We start from the raw sequence: 20041 nt of genomic DNA on the forward strand, positions 1-20041 counted from the left end.
GTCCAGCTCGACGGGGCCCCCGCAGCGATCGCGACGATGTCCGCGGCCGTGGGCGCTGCCGAACCGAGACGGACCATCGGGGAGACCTCAGAAGTCCGCGAGGTTCTGGCGCAGGCCGCCATCGCCGAGCTCGGTCCGGAGGAGCCCGCGGCGGCGCAGCGCCGGGACGAGCGGGTCGAGCGTGCGGTGGACGTTCGCCGGGTGTACCTGACCGGTGAACAGGAAGCCGTCGCCGCCGACCGCCTCCCCCAGCTCGCCCAGGTGATCGGCCACCTCGTCGGCGGTGCCGATGAGGGCGAGCCCGTCTTCGTTGGCGCGTTTCCGCAGGATCTCGCGCAGTGTCGAGCCGGCCGGGGCCGAGGAGAGGAAGTTGTCGAGCGTTCCGCGATTGCTGTTGGTCGTGATCTCGGGCAGCGGGGCGTCCAGGTCGAACCTCTTGAAGTCGACGCCAGTCAGGTAGGAGATGGATTGCAGCTGCTCGTCGATCGCCGCCTTCGTCAGCTCGGAGCGGGCGGCGCGCACGCTCGCGGTCTCCTCGGCGTTGGCGGTCAGAATGGGCTGCACCACGAACAGCACCGTGATCGCGTCGGCATCGCGGCCGTTCTCGGTCGCGACCCGGCGGATGCTGTCGCGGTGCTCGCGCATCCGCTCCGGCGTCGAGGCGAGGGCGAGCACCACATCCGAGTTCTTCCCCGCGAAGTCGCGTCCACGGCCGGACGCCCCCGCCTGCACCATCACCGGCTCCTCGGCGGCCGGGGCGGTGTTGAGCGGACCGCGCACGGTGAAGAACCGGCCCTCGTGGTGGATCGGGTGAACCTTGCGGAAGTCGGCGTAGACGCCGGTGGCGGCATCCTCGACGATGGCGTCGGGCTCCCAGCTGCGCCAGAGCTTGCGAACCACCTCCACCCACTCATAGGCCCGGTCGTAGCGCAGATCGGGCTCGACCTGCTTGTCGAGCCCGTAGTTCTGTGCGGCGAGGTCGGAGCCGCTGGTGACGACGTTGAAGCCGAGACGTCCGCCGGCGAAGTGCTGAAGCGTGCTCAGCAGGCGTGCGGCGGTGAACGGATCGGTGAAGCTGGCGCTCAGCGTCAGGACCACGCCGAGCCGGCTGGTCGCGCTGAGCAGGGAGGGCACCAGCGGCAGCGGATCATGCTTCGGCACGAACCGGGCCGCGGCGAGGTTCACCTCGGCCGTGCCACCGTAGGTGTCCGGCACCGCGACGCCATCCTCGACGATGAAGAGATCGAAGCCGGCGCCCTCGAAGGCTCGCGCCGCCTCCTGGTACACCGTCGGCTGCCGCCAGTCGTAGCCGATGCCGTAGGTGGGGTCGCCCCAGCCCTGGACGCCGAACCCGGCACCGAGAAACCAGCCGAAATGCACGAAGAGCCATCAGATCCTGTCTCCGTTGTGTTCTTGTTCCACGCCCGCGACACCCGCAGCGGACAGACAGCCGTCGTCAGAAGCCTTCGTCAGGTAGTTCACCCCGCCGTCGGGGGCGACGGCCACGATGACCGCGCCCGGCTCCGCCGACCGCGCCAGCCGCAGCGCGACGGCGACAGCGAGCGCCGACGGACGGCCCGAGCAGCAGCTCTTCCTCTGCGGCGAGCCGGCGGAGGGTGCAGTAGACGGCAGCGTCCTCGACCGTGTCCACGGCGTCCACGACCGCGGGATCGAAGTTCTCCGGCCAGAACTCGCGCGGCCACGCCGTCCCGACGCCGTCGACCAGTATCCGCCCGGCCTGTCCCCCGCCGTACGTCGAACCCACCGGGTTCGCCCCCACGACGTTCACAGCGCCGCCGCTCGCCTCCTTCAGGTAGCGCCCGGCCCCGCTGACCGTGCCGCCGGTGCCGACGGACGCGACGAAGTGCGTGACCCGTCCAGCGGTCTGCCGCCAGATCTCCGGCCCGGTGCCGCGGTAGTGCGCCGCCGGGTTCGCTGTGTTCGCGAATTGCGCCGGACGCCACGCACCGGGGATCTCCTGGGCGATCCGATCCGCGACGGCCCGGGGGTTCGCCGGGTCGTCCGGGGCCGCGTCCCACAGGGCCTCGACCAGCCGCGGACCGTACGCGGCGAGCACCTTCCGTTTCTCGTCCGCAATGTCCGCGCTGTGAACGATGATCACGGGATGCCCTGTCAGCCGCCCGATCAGCGCCAGCCCGATCCCGGTGTTCTCGCTCGTCGCCTCCACGATCGTCGCGCCGGGAGAGAGGGCGCCGGACGCCTCCGCGGTGCGGATCATGCTCAGCGCGGTGCGGTCTTTGGACGAACCGCCCAGGTTCCGTCCCTCCAGCTTCACCAGGATGCGCGCACCCAGGCCGGCTGTGAGCGAGCGCAGCTCCACTAGCGGCGTGTTCCCGATCAGCGCCGCCACCGAATCGCAGACCTCGCCCGGCGAAAGGCTCGAGGCGGGGTCGGCGGGACGGGTGGCGAGTGCGGTCATAGGGGAACGATAGGCACTCGGACGGCGACGGCGCACGGAGGTTGCCGCGTATTACGGGAGGCCGCTCAGCGGTCCGCGAAGTACCGGAACAGGTGCCGCTCACGAACCAGTCCGAACCCGGCTGCGGTCCCGAGCAGCACTCCGGCCGCGGCGAGCAGGCCGATACGTCCGCCGAGGATCGCGGTCGTCACGGCATCCGCGTCGGCCCCGCCCGCGGCGAAGACCCCGATCACCGCAGCGGTGAAGACTAAGCACGGGATCACCCAGACAACGGTCTCCAGTGCGGTGATCGCGGCCAGATCCGCGCGAGAGACACCGGCATGGAGAGCGGACGCCAGATGCATGCGCCGCGATCGCACCGCGACGAAACCGAGCCCCGCGCCGAGCGCGAGAGCGACCGGGCCGCCGTACTGCGTGATCCGGCCCGCGAACAGCGTCTCCCCCTCGAAGCTCGCGCCCCGCGTTGTGTTCAGCTGGGAGAGCACCGGCCGCTCATCGTCCGCCTGAGTGGGCAGGAGGGTCGTGTGGAGCAGCTTCGGGATGTCCGACGAGAGCGGCCAGACGTCGATCCAGCACTCGTCGAAAGCGTCTGAGTCCCCGGCTGGAGCGAGCGCGGCGTACCCGTAGCACGGCCGCCGGCCGTCACTCGGATAGCCGTAGACCCCGGCCACCCCGACCGGGCCGTCCTCCGTGGCGATGGAGTCTCCCGCGCGGACCGCGAGCGCCTCGGCGACCTGGTCCGACACCAGGAGCCCGGTGATGGCGGCGCGCTCAGCGGGCAGGATCGCAGCGAACACCGGGGTGACCTCGAACACCGGGATGCTGGACGAGGGGAGCGTCGCAGCGCTCACCCCGCGCCCACTGTCGCGCAGCGCTCCGGCCGCTCGCACGCCGGGCAGTTCCGCCAGCCGATCGCAGCTGCAGCCGTCGATGCGATCCGCCGCTGCGAGCGTGATGACGGAGGCCCCTGCCGCTCGGAACGCCACGGCCCGTTCCGTGAGCGAACGTACCACGCTGAGCTCCGCAGCGGCGAGTCCGGCGGACACCCCGGCCAAGATGAGGGCAAGGACCGTCGCGCAAGTCGATCCGGTCCGTACACGCGTCCCGCGTCCGTTCGTCGTGCGTCGCGACGACGACGATGGTGTCGGCGATCGCAAGATGCACGAGCGCCGCGTTCACCTCGGCGGCGGTAGCGATGTCCAGCTGTGCGGTCGGCTCATCCACGAGGAACAGCCCGGGACGCACGGCGATACCGCGAGCATCAACCGCTGCGTCTCTCCGCCCGACAGGGACCGGAACGGGCGATCGGCCGCGGCCGCCAGCCCGAATCGGGCCAGCAGCCGCCGCGCCGCCGCATCCGCACACTGCGTCGTCTCCCCCTGGGCGAACAGAGGCAGGGCGACGTGATCCGCAGCCGACCGTCCGGGGAAACCGTGCGGGTTCTGGAACACCCAGGCCGCCCGGCCGGGCGATCGGCGTTCCACCGTGACCTCAGCCGGGGCGGTCCAGCCCGCCAAAAGATTGAGCACCGTGCTCTTGCCGGATCCGGACGGCCCGGTCAGCGCGTACACCCGGCCGGGCCGCAGCACCGTGTCCAGACCGCGGAACAGCCAGGGGCCGGCCGGGAAACGGTGACCGACGCCCCGCAGCGTCACTTGCACGCCGGCGGCCGTTCCGGGGAGAGGACCACCCCGGAGGGAGGTTCCCCCGCGCGGAACCTCACGAAGCTCTGGCCGAGCTCGGAGCCGATGATCTCCACCGGCCTCGCGCCCGACCCGTTGACGACACATCCCTTCCGGCCTTGGACGCCGTAGAGCGCTCCCGGAGGGACGACCGAGACCGTGATCGGCTCGGCCAGGGCAGAACTGGCCGCGATCGTGGCGCTCGAGCCGCGGCGCGCGTCCGCGAAAGCCGACGATGCGGCGATCTCGGCCAGGGCGGCGGGATCCGTCACCGCTCCGTCGGAGCCGACCGGCAACCGTCGGCCCTCGAGGAGAAGCACGCGGTCGCCGGCGACCGTAGCGCTCGGCTGGCGAGCGACGGCCGCTGCCGCGAGCGAGCCCGGAAGCGCGGCGACCTCAGCGCCGGCGGAGATCGCGGCGCCGACCGACGTCTTGCACTACTCGACCGCCACGCGGGCGGCGGGAAGCCACAGGAAGCGGGTCGCCGCCACGACATCCACCGTGTCCGCCGCCGCGCCGGTCCGGCGAAGGAGATCGGCGTCCGCGCGCAGCGTCGCCCGGCCGAGCGTTCCGTCCGCACGGACCGGGAACCCCAGCCGTGTGAGCTCGGTCTGCAGGGCCCGCACGTCCTCTCCGGTGTCTCCGGATGCCAGGTCGCGCCAGAGAGGGACCGACGTCGCCAGGTTCACCACACCCGAACCATCGACGGAGAGGTTGCTCGCCCCGGACTCGAACACGCTCCCCGACCGGCAATCGAAAGCGGTGATCCGACCCGTCGCCTGCGTGGTGATGAGCGTGTCGGCCGCGAGGGAGAACACCACTTCGACCGTGTGTTTGTCCTCGAAGGAGCGCTGACTCACCGGGACGTCGCCGACGTCAGCGGCCGTCTGCAGGATCTCCGGCACGGCCGGAGTCAAGAACAGCGCACCGGCTGCCACGCCGCCCGACGCGACGACCAGGAGCGCCAGCCCGATCAGGCCGATCTTCGCGCTGCTGCTGCGCAACCTCTGGCCCGCCATTCAGCTGTAGAGTCCGAGCGGATCCAGGCTGCACTCCTGGAAGACGACGGGTCCGGGCTTTCCGGTCACGAACGGGAAAGACTCGGTCGGCGCATCATCGACGTAGTCCGCCGCTGTGTAAGACGGATCGACGACCCCCTTGCGAACCAGGGACGCGGCCATGATCGTCCCCTCGTCCTGGTTCTCGGGGTTGCGGCGGATCCACGAGTGCAGGGATCCGATCGTCGCTTCGCCGGCCTCGGTGGAGCAGTCTTTCACCTGGTCGTTCGTCGTGTCGGCGTCCGCACCCTCAGGCGCGTCGAACTGGAACTCACCGCTGTCCTCGAAACGGAGGCCCGTGAACCCGAACGCGGACAGGCACACGGTGAATTTGTCCCTGACCTCGGCGAGCTCCTGGTCGGTGATCCGTCCATCAGCCAGGATGGAGCGCTCGAACGCGGACGAAGCCCGGCCGTACGCCGACGTGAACTCCGCCGCCCACAGCCCCTCGAACTCCGGAACCTGTCCGCTGGCGGACGACCGGGACGGGCCGGAGCCCTCAACCGACGCGGAGCACCCGGTGAGAACGGACACGAGGAAAACAACCGCGGACGCGGTGGCAGCGCGGCCACCACGTCGCGTTCGCCGCCCGAAAGGGCAGAGGGGCATCAGGCGGCCTGATATCCGTAGTGGGTCATGTTGGCCCAGCACACCGACTGCGCCGACGTCCGCTGCTTGCCGACCCACGGCGCGTACTTGTAGGTCTTGCCGCTGATGATGTTGAAGTGCCGCGCCTAACTGCAGCTGCTGTTGTACACCGACCACCGCGCGAGCGATGCGCAGGCGGCCTCCGCCGAGGACGATGCGGTCGTGGCGGAAACGCCGAACAGCGCCGCAGCGGCCAGCGCCGAGGCTCCGGCAAGACTCGCGATTTTCTTGGTGATGCTTGGCTTGGTACGCACGGTGGATTCCCCTCTGTTCCGATGTCGGTATCACAGATTCCCTGCGATATAACAACATCTTAGGAACAGATGCAGAGAAATTGCAACTTTTAGATCCGTTATTTCACAAAGACCAACGGCCGTCCCCGAGGGCGACCTCCCGCGCCGGGTCGTTCGACCACGCCGAGAAGGACCCCGGGTACAGCGCCGGCATCGGCAGCCCGGCCGCTACCAGTGCCAGGGCTTCGTGCGCGGCGGTGACGCCCGACCCGCAGTACACGCCCACCGGCGCATCCAGCGTCACCCCCAGGGCGGCGAACCGCCCGGCCAGCACGGTACCGGTGAGCATTCGTCCGTCCGGCCCGAGGTTCCCGGTCGTGGGAGCGCTCACAGCTCCCGGGATGTGCCCGGCCCGTGGGTCCACAGGTTCGACCTCGCCGCGGTAGCGCTCCCCCGCGCGGGCGTCGAGGAGCACCCCGTCGCGGGCGACCGCGGCCGCGCCGTCCGCGTCGAGCGTCGGAAGCGCACCGTAGCCCAGCGAGACATCGCCCCGCTCCGGGTGTGCGTCCTCCGTCGAGAGCGCCCCCTGCCACGCTCGCAGGCCACCGTCGAGCACGCGGACATCCCCGAACCCCGCTTGCCGGAGAAGCCACCACGCGCGGGCCGCCGAGCTTCCAGCGCACGTCGAGGACGACGGGCGGGCGCGGACCGGCGAGAGCGGCGGCGAGGTCAGCGGCGGAGACGAGCGGAGAGGTCATCCGTTCATCCTAGAAACCGGGTCGCAGCGCAGAGACGGCGAAACGGCGCCCCGGATCGCACAGATCCTCAAGACGCCGTTCGCGCGGAGCGAGCCGGCTCAGCGGCCGCTCGACGCCTTCGCGTTCGACTCGTACGAGGTGTTGGTCGACTCGAAGAAGTTCACCAGTTCCAGGGTGTCGTTGGCGGTCGCCATCCACTTGGCCGGGTTGGAGACCTTGTACTCGGCCTCGAAGCCCAGCTCCTCCAGGCGGCGGTCGGCCAGGTACTTGACGTACTGGTTGATGTAGTTGGCATTGAGGCCCAGGATGCCGCCGGGCAGGAGGTCGCGGTTGTACTGCTCTTCCATCTCCACGGCGTCCAGGATCATCTGTTTGATCTCGGCCGCGAATTCGGGCGTCTGCAGGTCCGGGTTCTCTTCGAGAACGGTGAGGATGAGGTTGATGCCGAACTTCAGGTGCAGCGACTCGTCGCGCACCACCCAGTCGATGAGCGAGCCGAAGTTGCGCAGCAGGTTCCGCTGGCGGAACGACAGCGCGACCATGAAGCCCGAGTAGAACCAGATGCCTTCGAGGATGACGTTGTACGCGATGAGGTTGCGGATGAAGTCCTGCTTGCCCTCGGTCGTCGTGATGTCGAGCGCCTGCTCGGTCATCCGCTTGATGAAGCGGACCTCGAATTCCTCCTTGCTCGCCATCGACGGCACATCCACGTGGGAGTTGTACGCCTGCTCGCGGTCGATCGGGAACGTCTCCAGGACGTACTCGAACGACATGCAGTGGTTGGCCTCCTCCCACATCTGCTTGGCGAGGTAGAGGTGCGCCTCGGCCGCGTTGATGTAGGGGTAGACGCCGAACGCGAGCGCCTTGTTCACCAGCAGTTCGTTCGGGTTGAAGTAGCTCATCAGGAAGGTGACCGCGTGACGCTCTTCGTCGGTCATCTTCTTGAAGTCCGCGATGTCCTCGCCGATCTGGATCTCGTTCGGGAACCAGGTGTTCGCGACGGCCTGGTCGTACAGGTCCATCGCCCACTGGTACTTCACCGGCTTGAGCAGCAGGCCCTCTTCGATCCCGGTTCCCAGGATGCCCATGTTCTCTTTATCCTCTTTTCAGACTCGACGGCTTGCGCGGGGAGCGACTACTGGCAGGACTCGCACTGCAGGTCGTCCATCGGGTCGACCGGCACGTCGTAGCCCCCGATCACGGTGGCGTTGTTCATCGCTTGTCACCTCCCGTGAGACCTCCGAAGCCGAACCCGCGGCGAGCGGGCGCAACGGGAGCCGGAGCGGCGGCGGGCTCGGCCACGACGGCGGGGGGAACCCCCGCGCCGACGCTCGCGAAGCCCTTGCGTCCGCCCGAGATCTCCTCGGACTTGTTGACTTTGACGGTCGACTGCTCGGCCTGGTGGCGCGGCTTCATGTGGAGGTAGTACGTCGTCTTGACGCCCTTCTCCCAGGCCGCGGCGTAGATGTCCATCATGTCGCCGATGTCGCGGGTCTCCAGGTACATGTTGCGGCTGATGGCCTGGTCGATCCACTTCTGCGCACGCGCCGCGACCTCGATGAAGGCGTGCGGCGAGAGCTGGAAGCTCGTCTTGAACGCCGCCTTGATCTCGTCGGGGATCGCCGCGATTCCCTGGATGTCGCCCTGCGAGCGCAGGATGGACTCCCGGGTTTCCTCCCACAGCCCGCGCTCCTGCAGCGCCTCGACGAGGTTGCGGTTGACCTCCAGAAACTTGCCCGAGGAGGTCGACCGGCTGAAGATCTGCGAGAACTGCGGGTCGAAGCCGGGCGTGGTGCCCGCGACGAGGCCGATGGACGCGGTCGGCGCGATGGCCATGAGAGTCGCGTTGCGCATCCCCCCCTTGACCTTCTCGCGCAGGCGGTCCCAGTCGAGGCGGATGGTGCGGTCCACCGTGATCGGGATGCCGCGGTCGGCCTCGGCGAGCGCGATCGAGTCGTAGGGGACGAGACCCTGTGACCAGCGCGAGCCCTCGAAGTTCGGGTACGCGCCGCGCTCCTGGGCCAGGTCGGCGCTCTCGTCGATGGCGGCGTAGGAGACATGCTCCATGATCTCGTCGATGAGCGCGTAGGCCTCTTCGCTCTCGTAGCTGAAGCCGAGCCGCTCCACCACATCGGTGAAGCCCATGACGCCGAGGCCGATCGCGCGGTTCTGCTGGTTCGAGAAGTCCGCCTCCGGCACGCTCGACACCGTGATGTCGATCAGGTTGTCCAGCTGGCGGACCGCCTGACGCGCACTCTCCTCAAGGCGGGCCCAGTCCATCTCGAGTCCATTGGCCCGCTCCCCATCGACCAGGTGGCGCGAGAGGTTGATCGAAGCCAGGTTGCAGACGGAGACGTTGTCGCGATCCTGCGGCAGCGTGATCTCGGTGCAGAGGTTCGAGAGGTGGATGGCGCCCGTGTTGTTGTTGAGGGCGCGGTTGTTGATGGTGTCCTTCCAGGTCAGCCACGGGTGGCTGGTGGTCTGGAGGCTCATCAGGATGTCCTTGAACTGCGCGCGCGCGCTGATCTTCTTGAACATGCGTAGCTCGCCGGCCTCGGCCATCACGGCGTACTCGGCGTAGCGCTCGGAGAACGCTTTGCCGTACAGCTCGTTGAGGTCCGCGACCTCCAGCGGGTCGAAGAGGTACCAGTCCTGGTCGTTCTGGACGCGCTTCATGAACTCGTCGCTGGTCCAGACCGCGGTGTTGGCGGTGCGGGTGCGGCGGTAGGGGTCGCCCGAGTTCTGGCGCAGGTCCAGGAACTCCGGGAAATCCAGGTGCCAGTTCTCCATGTAGAAGCAGAGCGCGCCGAACTTCTTGCCGCCGCGGCTGACCGCGCGCAGCACCGAGTCGATCGTGTGCATGAACGGGATCGGGCCGGTGGAGGTGGTGTTGTTCGACCGGATGGGCGAGCCCTGGGAGCGAAGCTTCGTGACGGAGAGGCCGATGCCGCCGGTGCCCTTGGTCAGCCACATGACATCCCGGACCGACTTCGCGATGTGCTCGATGTCGTCCTGCATCTCCATCACGAAGCAGTTGGAGAGCTGCGGGTAGGCGGTTCCGGCGTTGACCAGCGTGGAGCCGGCGGCGAGGTATTCGAGCTTCGACATCTTGTGGTAAAACGCGATGGCGTGGCTCGTCGGGTCGGTTTCGTTGAGGGAGAGACCCATGGCGATGCGCATCCAGAAGTACTGCGGGACCTCGAGCGAATCGCCGTTGCGAGCCTTGATGCCGTAGCGGTTGTTGAGGGTGACGACGCCGATGTACTTGAGCAGTTCGTCGCGCGAGGGGTCGAGGTGGCCAGCGAGGCGGTCGAGGTCGAAGAGGCCGGTGAAGCGCGAGTCGAGGAGGGTCTCGGAGACGCCGCGCTCGATGTACCCGCGGAAGTGCCGGGCGTGCAACTCGACCAGCTCGGCGTTGTCTCCGTCCGTCCCGCTCGCGTAGTCGCCGAGGACGCGCTTATAGATGATCTTTAGGAGGAGACGGGCGGCGACGATGTCGAAGGCGGGGTCGTCCTTCACATTCTGGAGCGCGACCTGGATGACCGCCTCGTCGAGCTGCTGGGTGGTGATGCCGTCGAACAGGGTCAGCTCAAGCTCGCTCGCGATCTGCGTGACCCAAGTGATGTTCTCGTCCAACCCCGCCGCAGCGTGCTCGATCGCGAGGTTGATCTTGTTGGCGTCGTACGGCTCCCGCTCGCCGTTACGCTTCACGACAGTGATGGCCACATTCTCTCCTCTGTGCGTGCCGCTCGGACGAGCGGCGAAGTCGTGCGACACAGCCTCGGCTCCCCGGGGGCAGGTCCGGGCATCTCGTCGCTCGACCACTATATAGCGGGGGGCCGACATTTCTACGCCCCCACATCTAGTGGGCGTGTCGTCCACAGATGTGAACAAGTTATGCACATTTCCACACCCGGCGTGCCGCCGATTCCGCCCTCCGGATCGGGGGGGCGCGACCGATACAGTGGAGAGATCGTGAGCACCTATTCGAACCTGTTGAGAACACCCGGGGTGGGGCGCATCATCGCCGCGCAGCTGACCGCCCGGTTCCCTTTCGGCATGCTCTCGCTGGCGTTCCTGCTGCACATCGAGCACATCCACCGCAGCTACGGCGCAGCCGGTCTCGTGCTCGGCGCAATGAGCGTCGGACAGGCGATCGCCGGCCCGATGACCAGCCGACTGATGGGCGTGCTCGGGATGCGGGCCGTCCTCTGGACGACGCTGCTCCTGTGCGCGGCGGCCGTCGCCGGGATCGGCCTCCTGCGGATGCCGATCCCGCTCACGATGGCCGTCGCGTTCTTCGCCGGGCTCAGCATGCCGCCCATCCAGCCCGCGGTCCGCACGATCTACCCGAAGATGGTGAACTCGCGGCAGCTGACGCCGCTGTTCTCGCTGGATGCGTCCGCGCAGGAGATCATCTGGATCGCAGGGCCCGTCGCGATCACCTTCGTCTCCACGCAGATCGGCACGGTCGAGGGCATCCTGATGTCCGTGGCGATCATGCTGCTCGGCGGGTTCTGGTTCATCTCCTCCCCCGAGGTCGGGCGGGTGCGCATCCCGCGCAGCAAGCGACGCTTCGGGGTCGTGCTCGCGCGTCCGCCGGTGCTGCTGGCGACGGTCGTCGGGTTCCTGCTGATCGGTTCTTGTGCGGCGGTCGAAGCCGGTGTGGTGGCGACCTTCGGCGAGGGGTCGCCGTTCGCGGGGATCGTGCTGGCCATCTGGTCGCTCGGCTCACTGGTGGGCGGCCTCGCGTTCGGGCACGTCCCGATCGGACCCTGGGCGACAGCACGGCGGATGCTGATCGTGTTCGTCGGCGTGCTGCTCTCCACCTTCATGCTGTGGTCGTGGTGGGGCCTCTCGCTCACGCTCATCATCGCCGGACTCGGCATCGCGCCCGCACTGGCGGTGCTGTTCGCGATCGTGTCGGCGAGCGTGAAGTTCTCCGACACCGCGGAGGCCTACGGCTGGGTCGGCACCGGACAGCTCATCGGAGCCGCGCTCGGCTCGGCGCTTGCGGGCTTCCTCATCGACAGCAGCGGCCCCGTCGGCGCGTTCTGGATCGCGGGTGCGTTCGCGTTCGCCGGTTTCGTCGTTCCGGCGCTCGCGCACCGCGTCCACCCGGACCTGCGCGGACGCGACGCCTCCCCCCTCCCGGACACCGAGCCGGTGCCGGTGCAGCCGTCCTAGCCGACGGAACCCGTCCGGTTCGCGGTCGGCGGCGCTGAGCGCTCGTCTCCGTGGTGCTCCGGTGAGCTCGTTGTGTCTGGGTAGCGATGCGGAAGGTGACGCCGGTGAGAGGCCGTCCGCTGCGATCTTCGACGGCCGGGTCGTCCTTGTCAAGGCGCCGAACACGGATTCAGCATCTGAGCTTCGAGAGCGTGGTCTTCCTCGTCGAACGTGGTGCGTCGCGGGCGCGCCGGAGCGCTTTGGCGGATTCTTGCAGCGGTGCCCGCCTTCGGATCATGCTTTTGGTGATTTTCTGCGCAGAAGGAACTGACTCACCCTGTCGCCGTTCTGCTTTGTTTAGAGTGACGAAGAGAGTCCGAGCGACCTCTTTCTCGCGTCAGTTCTTCTGAGTCAGTGCTCCTGAGCCACAGCCCGCTCGGGGTTCTGTCGCATCGTCTCTTGCTGTCGACTCTGAGAGGACCAGTCCATGAAGATTCCCGATCGAACACTGCGAACCGGCGCAACGGTTTTCGTCTTGTTAAGCGGTCTTGTGGCGGGGGTGGGTGCGCCGAGTCCGGCCCGAGCTTCGGCCGCTGACACGTCTTCGCCTGGCGAGGTGATTCATTCCGCTCCTGGTCCTCGTCCTCCGCGAAACGCGTCCGCGAATGGCGACGTCATCGACCCGCTCGGTCATTGGACTCCCGAGAGGATGCGCTCGGCCACTCCCCTCGAGGACAGCCTCGCCGAGCGCGGCGCGAGCCCCCGCAGCCACACCGCCACGACCGAACCGGCGAACAGCGAACCGCGGATCGTGGTGAATCCTGTAGAGCCGACCGAGAGCGCCGCGACGAACGAACCGCCCCGGGCGATGGCCAGCGTGGGAAAACTGTTCTTCGATGGTCCTGACACCCACGGACATGTGTGCAGCGGCGCCATCGTCGCCAGTCGCAGCGGCAACCTGGTCCACACCGCAGGACACTGCGTTTATGATCCTAAGAAGCCATGGATGAAGGGATGGATGAAGAATTTCTTCTTCGTCCCCAGCTACGCAGACGGAACGGGTCCGCTCGGAGGATGGAACGGCAATTTGGCATACGCGTTAACGCCTTGGATGAAAAGTGGAGACTTTTCGCACGACCAGGCTTTCATCTCCTTCTACCCCCACAGCGAGGGTGAATCTATGCAGCAGTACTTCGGCGGGAACGGCCTCACGTTCAATGAGAGCACCAGCCGCGATGGGGTGACCATCTACGGTTACCCGGCCGCAGCCCCCTATCAGGGCAACATCCAGCACTACTGCTCGGGAAAAACCAGCTGGCATCGGCCTGCGTCAGACACCACGATGGGCTGTCCGATGACCCACGGCTCCGACGGTGGCCCCTGGTACTCATCTCTTACCGATGACCACGTCGGCATGATCTACGCTGTCACGTCTCGGAGAGGGAAGGATAGTTCCGGGAACCCATACCTCATCGCCACGCCCAACACGTACAAGGTCCGCGACCTCTACAACTCCGCCAACACCTGACACGAGAGCCCGACAAAGCGGGAGTTCCTCAGACATCCGCTCGAAGACCGGGAGGTTCCCGTGTCTCACGGTGCGCGGCGGCGACGGCCGCGCTGGACATCGCCGTATGGCGACGTCGGACAGTGATTTGCCAGGCGCGATCGACTCTGGCCCTGACACGATCCACCGTTTCAGCTGTCCTAGCCAAGACCCAGCGGCCACACCAGAATCGTCGTCAACCTCTGGGACCGCTGGGGCATCCTGTCCTATGAGAAACAGACCGTCGGAACCATCGATACCAGGAACGACAGCGAAGGCGAGCACACGGTGACGGTCTTCGGTTCGGGTGGCCGCTCCGCTCCTTGTGGTGGTTTCCTGCGCACATGGCGGGGCCGCCGCCACCGCCTGTTCGGCAGCCCGGGCTCGCCATGCGCGACCCACTCGCCGCCGCAGACCAGGACTCAAAACGGACTCATTCCCTTAAGCTGAGGAACGTGACCGAGCAGGACATCCTGACCACGGAGCGTCTCGAACGCTTCCGCGGCCGCGCCGCCGAGTACGACGCCGAGAACCGCTTCTTCGCGGAGGACCTCGCCGAGCTGGCGGAGGCGGGCTACCTGACAGCGCTCGTGCCGGCCGAGTTCGGTGGCCTGGGGCTGAGCCTCGAGCAAACCGCACGGCTCCAGGTCCGGCTAGCCGGGGCCGCGCCCGCCACCGCGCTCGCGGTGAACATGCACCTCGTCTGGACCGGCATCCCCAAGACGCTGCGCGACCGCGACGACGACTCGCTGGAGTTCGTGCTCCGGGAGGCCGGCGCCGGCGAGGTGTTCGCCTTCGGCCTGAGCGAAGCGGGCAACGACCTCGTGCTGTTCGGCTCGACCACGGAGGCCCGGCCCGAGCCGGACGGCGGCTACCGCTTCTTCGGCGCTAAGATCTTCACCTCCCTCTCCCCCGCCTGGACCCGGCTCGGCACAATGGGCCTCGACACGGCGAGCGCAGACGGCCCCAAGATCGTCTACGGCTTCATCGAGCGCACGGGCGGCGGCTTCGAGATCCGCGAGGACTGGGACACGCTCGGGATGCGCGCGACGCAGAGCAACACCACCGTGCTCGACGGCGCCCCCGCCCGCGCTGACCGCATAGTGCGCCGTCTCGACCCCGGCCCGAACCTCGACCCGCTGGTCTTCGCGATCTTCGCGAACTTCGAGATCCTGCTCGCTGCCGTCTACACCGGTATCGGGGCGCGGGCCCTGGAACTCGGGGTCGCGGCGGCCAAGCGCCGGACAAGCCTCAAGAACAACGGCCGCAGCTACGCGAACGACCCGGACATCCGGTGGCGCGTCGCCGAAGCGGCGATCGACCAGGACGCGCTGCTGCCCCAGCTGGATGCGATCGCCCGGGATGTCGACGCGCTCGCGGACCACGGACCGCAGTGGTTCCCCCAGCTCGTCAGGATGAAGGTCCGCGCCACCGAGACCGCCCGCCGGGTGGTCGACCAGGCGATCCGCGTCTCCGGCGGGTCCGTCTTCTTCGCGGGGAACGAACTCGGCCGGCTGTACCGCGACGTGCTCGCCGGCATCTTCCACCCATCCGATGCCGAGTCCGCACACACCACCGTCGCGAACGCCTGGCTCGGTCCGATCGAGGAGTGACCCGCATGCGCCCCATCACCGCCGAGCACTACACAGCACGCCTCCGCCGGGGCGCCGCCCAGGCCCGCGAGGCGGGTTTCGACGGTCTGCTGGTCTCACCCGGCCCCGACCTGGCGTACTTCGCCGGCTACCTGCCCGTGGCGACCACCGAACGGATCACGCTGCTCGTCATCCCGGCGGCGGACGAGATCGAGCCGACGATGCTGGTGCCGATCCTCGAGCGCACCAGCGCGGCGGACACGATCGCCGCCGGCTCCTTCCGGCTTCTGGACTGGCGCGATGGCGACGACGAATACGCGCCGGCGGCCGAGTTGCTCCGTCCCGGCGGCCGCTACGCCGTCTCCGACGCCACCTGGGCGATGCACCTGCTCGCGCTGCAGGCCAAGCTGCCCGCCGTCCGGTTCGAAGCGTTCTCGACGGCGCTGCCGATGCTTCGCGCGGTGAAGGGGATGGACGAGATCGACCGGCTCGCCGCCGCGGGCGCGGCGGCGGACGCGACTTTCGAGGACATCCTGGGCGTCCGCTTCGCCGGACGCACCGAGAACGAGGTCGCCGCCGACCTCGCCCGGCTCCTGCGCGCGCACGGACACTCGCAGGTGGACTTCACCATCGTCGGCTCCGGTCCGAACGGTGCGAACCCGCACCACGAGACCGGTGAGCGCACGATCCTGGAGGGCGACATGGTCGTGCTCGATTTCGGCGGCATCATGGACGGCTACGGCTCCGACACGACCAGGACCGTGCATGTCGGCGAGCCGACCGACGAGGAGCACGAGGTCTTCGAGGTCGTCAAACGCGCCCAGCAGACCGCCTTCGACACGGTCACCGCCGGCGTGCCGTGCCAGAAGATCGACCGCGCCGCGCGGGCGGTGATCCGGGAGGCCGGCTACGGCGACCACTTCATCCACCGGGTGGGCCACGGCATCGGGACGACGACGCACGAGCCGCCGTACCTGGTCGAGGGCGAGGAGCGGCCCATCGAGGCGGGGATGTGCTTCTCGATCGAGCCCGGCGTCTACCTGCCCGGCCGGTTCGGCATCCGCATCGAGGACATCGTGGTCGCCGATGTGGACGGCGCGCACCGGCTGAACAACACCAGCCGCGAGCTGCACATCGTCCAGTGACATCCGGCCCCTCGTGCGCGACGCGGAGCGCCGGAGGGCGCTGAGCCGGATGAAGGCGTTCGGGGACGCCGCCGGTCGCGTCTGCGCCGACCCCGGCCTCCGCGTCTCCCCGAACGCCCACCTGAGCGATGCCGCCCTGCGCCTCGTCACGATCTACCGCCGCGATCTCGCTAACGTCATCGCCGAGACCGTCCGCGGCCGAGACGACAGACAAGATCGAGACCCAAGTGGGCCGCGATCTCCCGTTCATCGAGATCAACGGGACGGTGGCCGGGACTCTCGCGGGTCTCGCTATCTTCGCCGTGGCGACAGCGATCTCCGCCCTCGCATGGCGCTCAGGCGCGCCCGGTGCCGCACCAGCGGCAGCGCGATCAGCCGCCAGCCCACCAGCAAGACTCCGAGCGCCACGAACGCCACCGCGATGAAACTGGGCTGCACACCCTGGCCCGCGGAGGTGCGGATCAGCATCCCGAGCGCGACGGTCATGAGCCAGACCGGGATGCCGGGCCAGACGATCGCGAACGGGCGGCGCCAGGCCCCGGTGACCAGCCAGCCCGCGAGGAGACCGACCAGGAAGGGCCAGGAAGTCGTCAGGATGCCACCGAGACCGGAGGCCTCCCCGTGGCTGCGGCGACCGACGAGAACGAAGACGAACACGAGGACGGCGTCGAGGAGGAACGCCAGAAGCGCTGCCCGCCAGCGGGCCCCGGTCCGCCCAGAATTCACGGGACGATGCTACGCGGAACCGCCGTGCGTTCGCTGGGTGTCCCCTCCGCCGAGCCCGCTGGAGTCCCCCGTGCCGGATTCTGACATCCTCCCGCAGCCCGCACCGCACCGCCGTGACTCCCGCGGTGGTCCCGGGATCGGCGGGCGTCTCTTCCCCCCGACATCATGGGGGAAGAGACGTGCTTCACATCGGTGCCCCTGGAGGGATTCGAACCCCCGACCTGGTGCTTAGGACGCACTCGCTCTTCCACTGAGCTACAGAGGCGCACGGGAGGAGTCTACCGGGCAGAGCCGGGAACCGCCGATCGCAGCCCTGTCCTCACGCGGCGGGAGCGAGGTAGCCCTGCCACTCTGCGAGGGCGCCCTCGGTCCCGCGCACGACCCAGGAGGCATCGTGGGGGGCATAGGGGGTGAAGGAGAGCGTCCAGCCCATCTCCCCGGGGGTTTTGTCGCTCTTGACGTTGTTGCAGCGCAGGCAGCAGGCGACGAGGTTCTCCCAGGAGTCGCGGCCTCCGCGGGAGCGGGGCAGGACATGGTCGATGGTCGTGGCGGACTTGCCGCAGTAGGCGCAGCGGTGCATATCGCGCCGGAGGACACCACGGCGGCTCACCGGGACGGCTCGGCCGTGGGGAATGCGGACATAGCGGGTGAGGAGGATGACGGAGGGGCGGTCCCAGCTGCCGGCGATGCTCCAAACAGGGTGGTCTCGGTCGCTTTCGAGGACGGTCGCCTTGTGGTTCATCACCAGGACGATGGCGCGCTTGAAGGAGACGACCGCAAGAGGTTCGTAGCCGGCGTTGAGGACCAGAGTCTTCATCTGCGACCTTTCGGATGGACGGGGTGGGCGCTGCGGGACGCCGGGCAAACGAAAAGGGCACTGTCCTCGCGGACAGCGCCCTTTTCGACGGCGGCAGAGTGGTGGCACACCACCGGACAGCGGTGGCAGGCTTCAACATGGTGGCGACAGGCCAGAAAGTCGCGGTGGCGCGGTGGCAGCGTGCGCACGACGCCCGGCAGGAGGCCGCGCTCGGGCCCCGCGGTCGCCTCCAGCGACCCGAGCGAGGATCGTGCGGCCATCGGGTCTCTCCGATCTGCGCGGCTGCTCAGCACAGCGTTCAGAGTAACGCATGAACGACGCACCTGCTCTTCGAGGCACGCCGTTCCGGAGCGGGTGTCCGCAGAGTTCACCGGGGTTCAGATCCCCAGGCGGACGATGCGGTAGTTGTCGGTCCAGATCGGCCGGATGGAGACCGCCTTGCCCTGCGTGGGAGCGTCCAGGATGTTGCCGTTTCCCGCGTAGAAACCGTCGTGGCCGGGCATGATGACGAGGTCGCCGGGGCGGGCGTCTTCGATGGAGATCGTCTTGCCCTGAGCGGCCTGGCCCGACACGGAGTGCGGCAGGGAGATGCCGAACTGCGCGTAGACGTACATCACGTAGCCGGAGCAGTCGAAGCCGGCGGGGGTGGAGCCGCCGTAGATGTAGGGCGTTCCGACGTACTGCTGGGCGACTGAGAACACCCGGTCGAGGCTGAAGTCCGGGTATGGCGGTTTGGCCAGGAATTGCTGGACGGAGGGGCCGGAGTAGCTGGTCGCGTAGCGGGTCAGCGTGACCGCGGCGCGCTGGCGGGCAACCTCGGCGTCAGCGGCAGCCTTCTGAGCGGCGAGCTGCTGCTCGGTGGTCGCGCTGACAGCCTCGCGGCCGGCTGTCGAGGAGACGACGTCGCTGACCTCGACGCTCTGCGATTGCGCTTTCTTCATGCTATCGGCGGCTGTGGGGCCGAAAGCCGAACTCCCGGCTTCGTCCGGGTTGAAAGCGAAGGCGGGGATGGACATGGTGGCGACGATGCCGGTCGCGACGCCGATCGCCGCGACGTTGAGAGCCCAGCCGCCCTTGCGCTTGCCGTCCGGCTTGGCGGCGGTCGCGGCAGCACCCGTCGAGGAGACCGCGGACCCAGCTGGCCCCCATGTCGAGCGGGTGACCATCCCGGTCTCTCGCTCGGCGCGGAGAGACCGGCGCGACACAGAGAGGAGAGCGGAATCCTGAGGGGTGGAGTGAGGGTCCTGAGAGGCCCCGTCCTGGGTGAGACCGAGCGTATCAGAGTGTGCCAACGTGCAACCTCCTGGCGCTCCTGCGGCATTGGGGGGCCGCCCCGTCTACGTGGATTGGCGTCGGTTCACCGGCCGGGAGACGGGATGCGGGGGGTGGAGCGTCCCGGTCGGGTTCCTGGTGGGCCGGCTTCTGGCCCGTTCGGACTCGTAAGAGAATACGGGACGACTTCTGGTTTGTCACATCTTTTCGAGGACTTCTTAACGAACGGGTAACAGATTTCAGGCGTCGACGAAGATGTGCGCAGCAAGTTCGTTGGGCAGTTCCAACCCCGTCTCGGCCCCGTCGATCTGGACGGCGACATAGGAGCCATTCGCCGAGAAAACGCCGGTCGAGCCGGGAATCACTCCCGCCTTTTTGAGCTGCGACAGCAGCTCGGGATCAACCTGCGCCGGCTCCCCGAGGCGGCGGATCCTAGCAGTCACCCCGGAATCGGCGGCGCGCACGGTCTCCACGAGGTTCACCAGGTTCCCGGTGGAGGCGGTTTCGGCGACGCCGAGTTCGCCGAGGCCCGGGATGGGGTTGCCGTAGGGCGACTCCGTCGGGTTGCCGAGCATGGTGAGCAGCTTCCGCTCGACCTGCTCGCTCATGACGTGCTCCCACCGGCAGGCCTCCTCGTGAACGTACTCCCATTCGAGCTCGATGACGTCGCTGAGGAGGCGCTCGGCCAGGCGGTGCTTGCGCATGACATGCACAGCCTTGCGGCGGCCGTCGCCGGTCAGCTCCAGGTGGCGGTCGCCCGACACGACGACGAGGCCGTCGCGCTCCATGCGGCCGACGGTCTGCGAGACGGTCGGGCCAGAGTGCCCGAGGCGCTCGGAGATGCGCGCGCGCAGGGGGACGATGTTGTCCTCCTCCAGCTCCAGGATGGTGCGAAGGTACATTTCGGTCGTGTCGATCAGATCGGTCATGGACCCCTCCACTGGCGGGCGCGAATGTC

At 68.2% G+C, this 20041-nt stretch carries 18 protein-coding genes, 1 tRNA gene and 2 pseudogenes; 5 read left to right on the forward strand and 16 right to left on the reverse strand.

From position 1 onward, the window contains the following. Nucleotides 1-87 precede the first annotated feature (87 nt). The 11 genes and pseudogenes from LXX_RS08690 to LXX_RS08740 form a co-directional block, all read right to left on the reverse strand. Nucleotides 88-1380, reverse strand: coding sequence for an NtaA/DmoA family FMN-dependent monooxygenase (locus LXX_RS08690; protein WP_011186504.1), 1293 nt, complete (start codon nucleotides 1378-1380; stop codon nucleotides 88-90). 76 nt (nucleotides 1381-1456) lie between these two features. Beyond that, nucleotides 1457-2440, reverse strand: a complete 984-nt coding sequence (locus LXX_RS08695) for a PLP-dependent cysteine synthase family protein (RefSeq protein WP_011186505.1) — start codon at nucleotides 2438-2440, stop codon at nucleotides 1457-1459. A 65-nt stretch (nucleotides 2441-2505) separates the two neighbouring features. Next, entirely contained in the window at nucleotides 2506-3495 is a 990-nt protein-coding gene (locus LXX_RS08700; RefSeq protein WP_223227628.1) for a hypothetical protein, read from the reverse strand. A gap of 120 nt (nucleotides 3496-3615) precedes the next feature. Next, complete coding sequence (locus LXX_RS15725; RefSeq protein ID WP_068981803.1) at nucleotides 3616-4095, reverse strand: ATP-binding cassette domain-containing protein; 480 nt, start codon at nucleotides 4093-4095, stop codon at nucleotides 3616-3618. Next, the gene (locus LXX_RS08710) at nucleotides 4092-4442 is read right to left on the reverse strand and encodes a hypothetical protein (RefSeq protein WP_011186507.1); all 351 of its coding nucleotides are present in this window, start codon (nucleotides 4440-4442) and stop codon (nucleotides 4092-4094) included. The genes LXX_RS15725 and LXX_RS08710 overlap by 4 nt, the downstream gene beginning before the upstream one ends. 117 nt (nucleotides 4443-4559) lie before the next feature. Next, nucleotides 4560-5126, reverse strand: coding sequence for a peptidoglycan-binding domain-containing protein (locus LXX_RS08715; RefSeq protein WP_141692761.1), 567 nt, complete (start codon nucleotides 5124-5126; stop codon nucleotides 4560-4562). Nucleotides 5127-5141: 15 nt separating this feature from the next. Beyond that, nucleotides 5142-5714, reverse strand: coding sequence for a hypothetical protein (locus tag LXX_RS08720; RefSeq protein ID WP_141692760.1), 573 nt, complete (start codon nucleotides 5712-5714; stop codon nucleotides 5142-5144). A gap of 200 nt (nucleotides 5715-5914) precedes the next feature. After that, on the reverse strand, nucleotides 5915-6082 hold the full coding sequence (locus LXX_RS14390; RefSeq protein WP_155806811.1) for a hypothetical protein: 168 nt from the start codon (nucleotides 6080-6082) through the stop codon (nucleotides 5915-5917). A gap of 103 nt (nucleotides 6083-6185) precedes the next feature. Then, nucleotides 6186-6737 (reverse strand): annotated as a pseudogene (locus tag LXX_RS08725) (sulfurtransferase); the annotation flags it as partial. 180 nt (nucleotides 6738-6917) lie between these two features. Beyond that, nucleotides 6918-7907, reverse strand: coding sequence for a ribonucleotide-diphosphate reductase subunit beta (locus LXX_RS08730; RefSeq protein WP_011186510.1), 990 nt, complete (start codon nucleotides 7905-7907; stop codon nucleotides 6918-6920). 124 nt (nucleotides 7908-8031) lie between these two features. Further along, nucleotides 8032-10545, reverse strand: coding sequence for a ribonucleoside-diphosphate reductase subunit alpha (locus tag LXX_RS08740; RefSeq protein WP_176714733.1), 2514 nt, complete (start codon nucleotides 10543-10545; stop codon nucleotides 8032-8034). A gap of 249 nt (nucleotides 10546-10794) precedes the next feature. Between LXX_RS08740 and LXX_RS08745 the strand changes: the two genes are divergently transcribed. The 5 genes and pseudogenes from LXX_RS08745 to LXX_RS16840 all read left to right on the forward strand — a co-directional run. After that, entirely contained in the window at nucleotides 10795-12006 is a 1212-nt protein-coding gene (locus tag LXX_RS08745) for an MFS transporter (protein WP_011186512.1), read from the forward strand. Nucleotides 12007-12694: 688 nt separating this feature from the next. Then, entirely contained in the window at nucleotides 12695-13513 is an 819-nt protein-coding gene (locus LXX_RS08750; protein WP_041767656.1) for a trypsin-like serine peptidase, read from the forward strand. A gap of 473 nt (nucleotides 13514-13986) precedes the next feature. Continuing rightward, nucleotides 13987-15144 (forward strand): acyl-CoA dehydrogenase family protein, encoded by a 1158-nt coding sequence (locus LXX_RS08755; protein ID WP_041767657.1) that lies wholly within the window; start codon nucleotides 13987-13989, stop codon nucleotides 15142-15144. A 5-nt stretch (nucleotides 15145-15149) separates the two neighbouring features. Further along, nucleotides 15150-16268 (forward strand): aminopeptidase P family protein, encoded by a 1119-nt coding sequence (locus LXX_RS08760; RefSeq protein WP_011186515.1) that lies wholly within the window; start codon nucleotides 15150-15152, stop codon nucleotides 16266-16268. Between the two features lie 128 nt (nucleotides 16269-16396). Beyond that, a pseudogene (locus LXX_RS16840) lies at nucleotides 16397-16525 on the forward strand (hypothetical protein); the annotation flags it as partial. 34 nt (nucleotides 16526-16559) lie between these two features. On the opposite strand, the gene LXX_RS08765 reads toward LXX_RS16840, so the two are convergent. The 5 genes from LXX_RS08765 to LXX_RS08785 all read right to left on the reverse strand — a co-directional run bounded on the left by LXX_RS08765 (nucleotide 16560) and on the right by LXX_RS08785 (nucleotide 20012). Further along, nucleotides 16560-16994, reverse strand: a complete 435-nt coding sequence (locus tag LXX_RS08765) for a DUF3054 domain-containing protein (protein WP_011186516.1) — start codon at nucleotides 16992-16994, stop codon at nucleotides 16560-16562. A 193-nt stretch (nucleotides 16995-17187) separates the two neighbouring features. Further along, nucleotides 17188-17259 (reverse strand) — tRNA-Arg (locus LXX_RS08770). Between the two features lie 54 nt (nucleotides 17260-17313). Next, nucleotides 17314-17811: an HNH endonuclease gene (locus LXX_RS08775; RefSeq protein WP_011186517.1), complete on the reverse strand. Its 498-nt coding sequence runs from the start codon at nucleotides 17809-17811 to the stop codon at nucleotides 17314-17316. A 377-nt stretch (nucleotides 17812-18188) separates the two neighbouring features. Further along, nucleotides 18189-19103, reverse strand: coding sequence for a C40 family peptidase (locus LXX_RS08780; protein ID WP_223227629.1), 915 nt, complete (start codon nucleotides 19101-19103; stop codon nucleotides 18189-18191). Between the two features lie 219 nt (nucleotides 19104-19322). Beyond that, nucleotides 19323-20012 carry a metal-dependent transcriptional regulator gene (locus LXX_RS08785; RefSeq protein ID WP_041767658.1) on the reverse strand — a complete coding sequence of 230 codons (690 nt, stop codon included), beginning with the start codon at nucleotides 20010-20012 and terminating at the stop codon, nucleotides 19323-19325. Between the last annotated feature and the right edge of the window lie 29 nt (nucleotides 20013-20041).

The organism is Leifsonia xyli subsp. xyli str. CTCB07, assembly GCF_000007665.1.
Taxonomy (GTDB): domain Bacteria; phylum Actinomycetota; class Actinomycetes; order Actinomycetales; family Microbacteriaceae; genus Leifsonia; species Leifsonia xyli_C.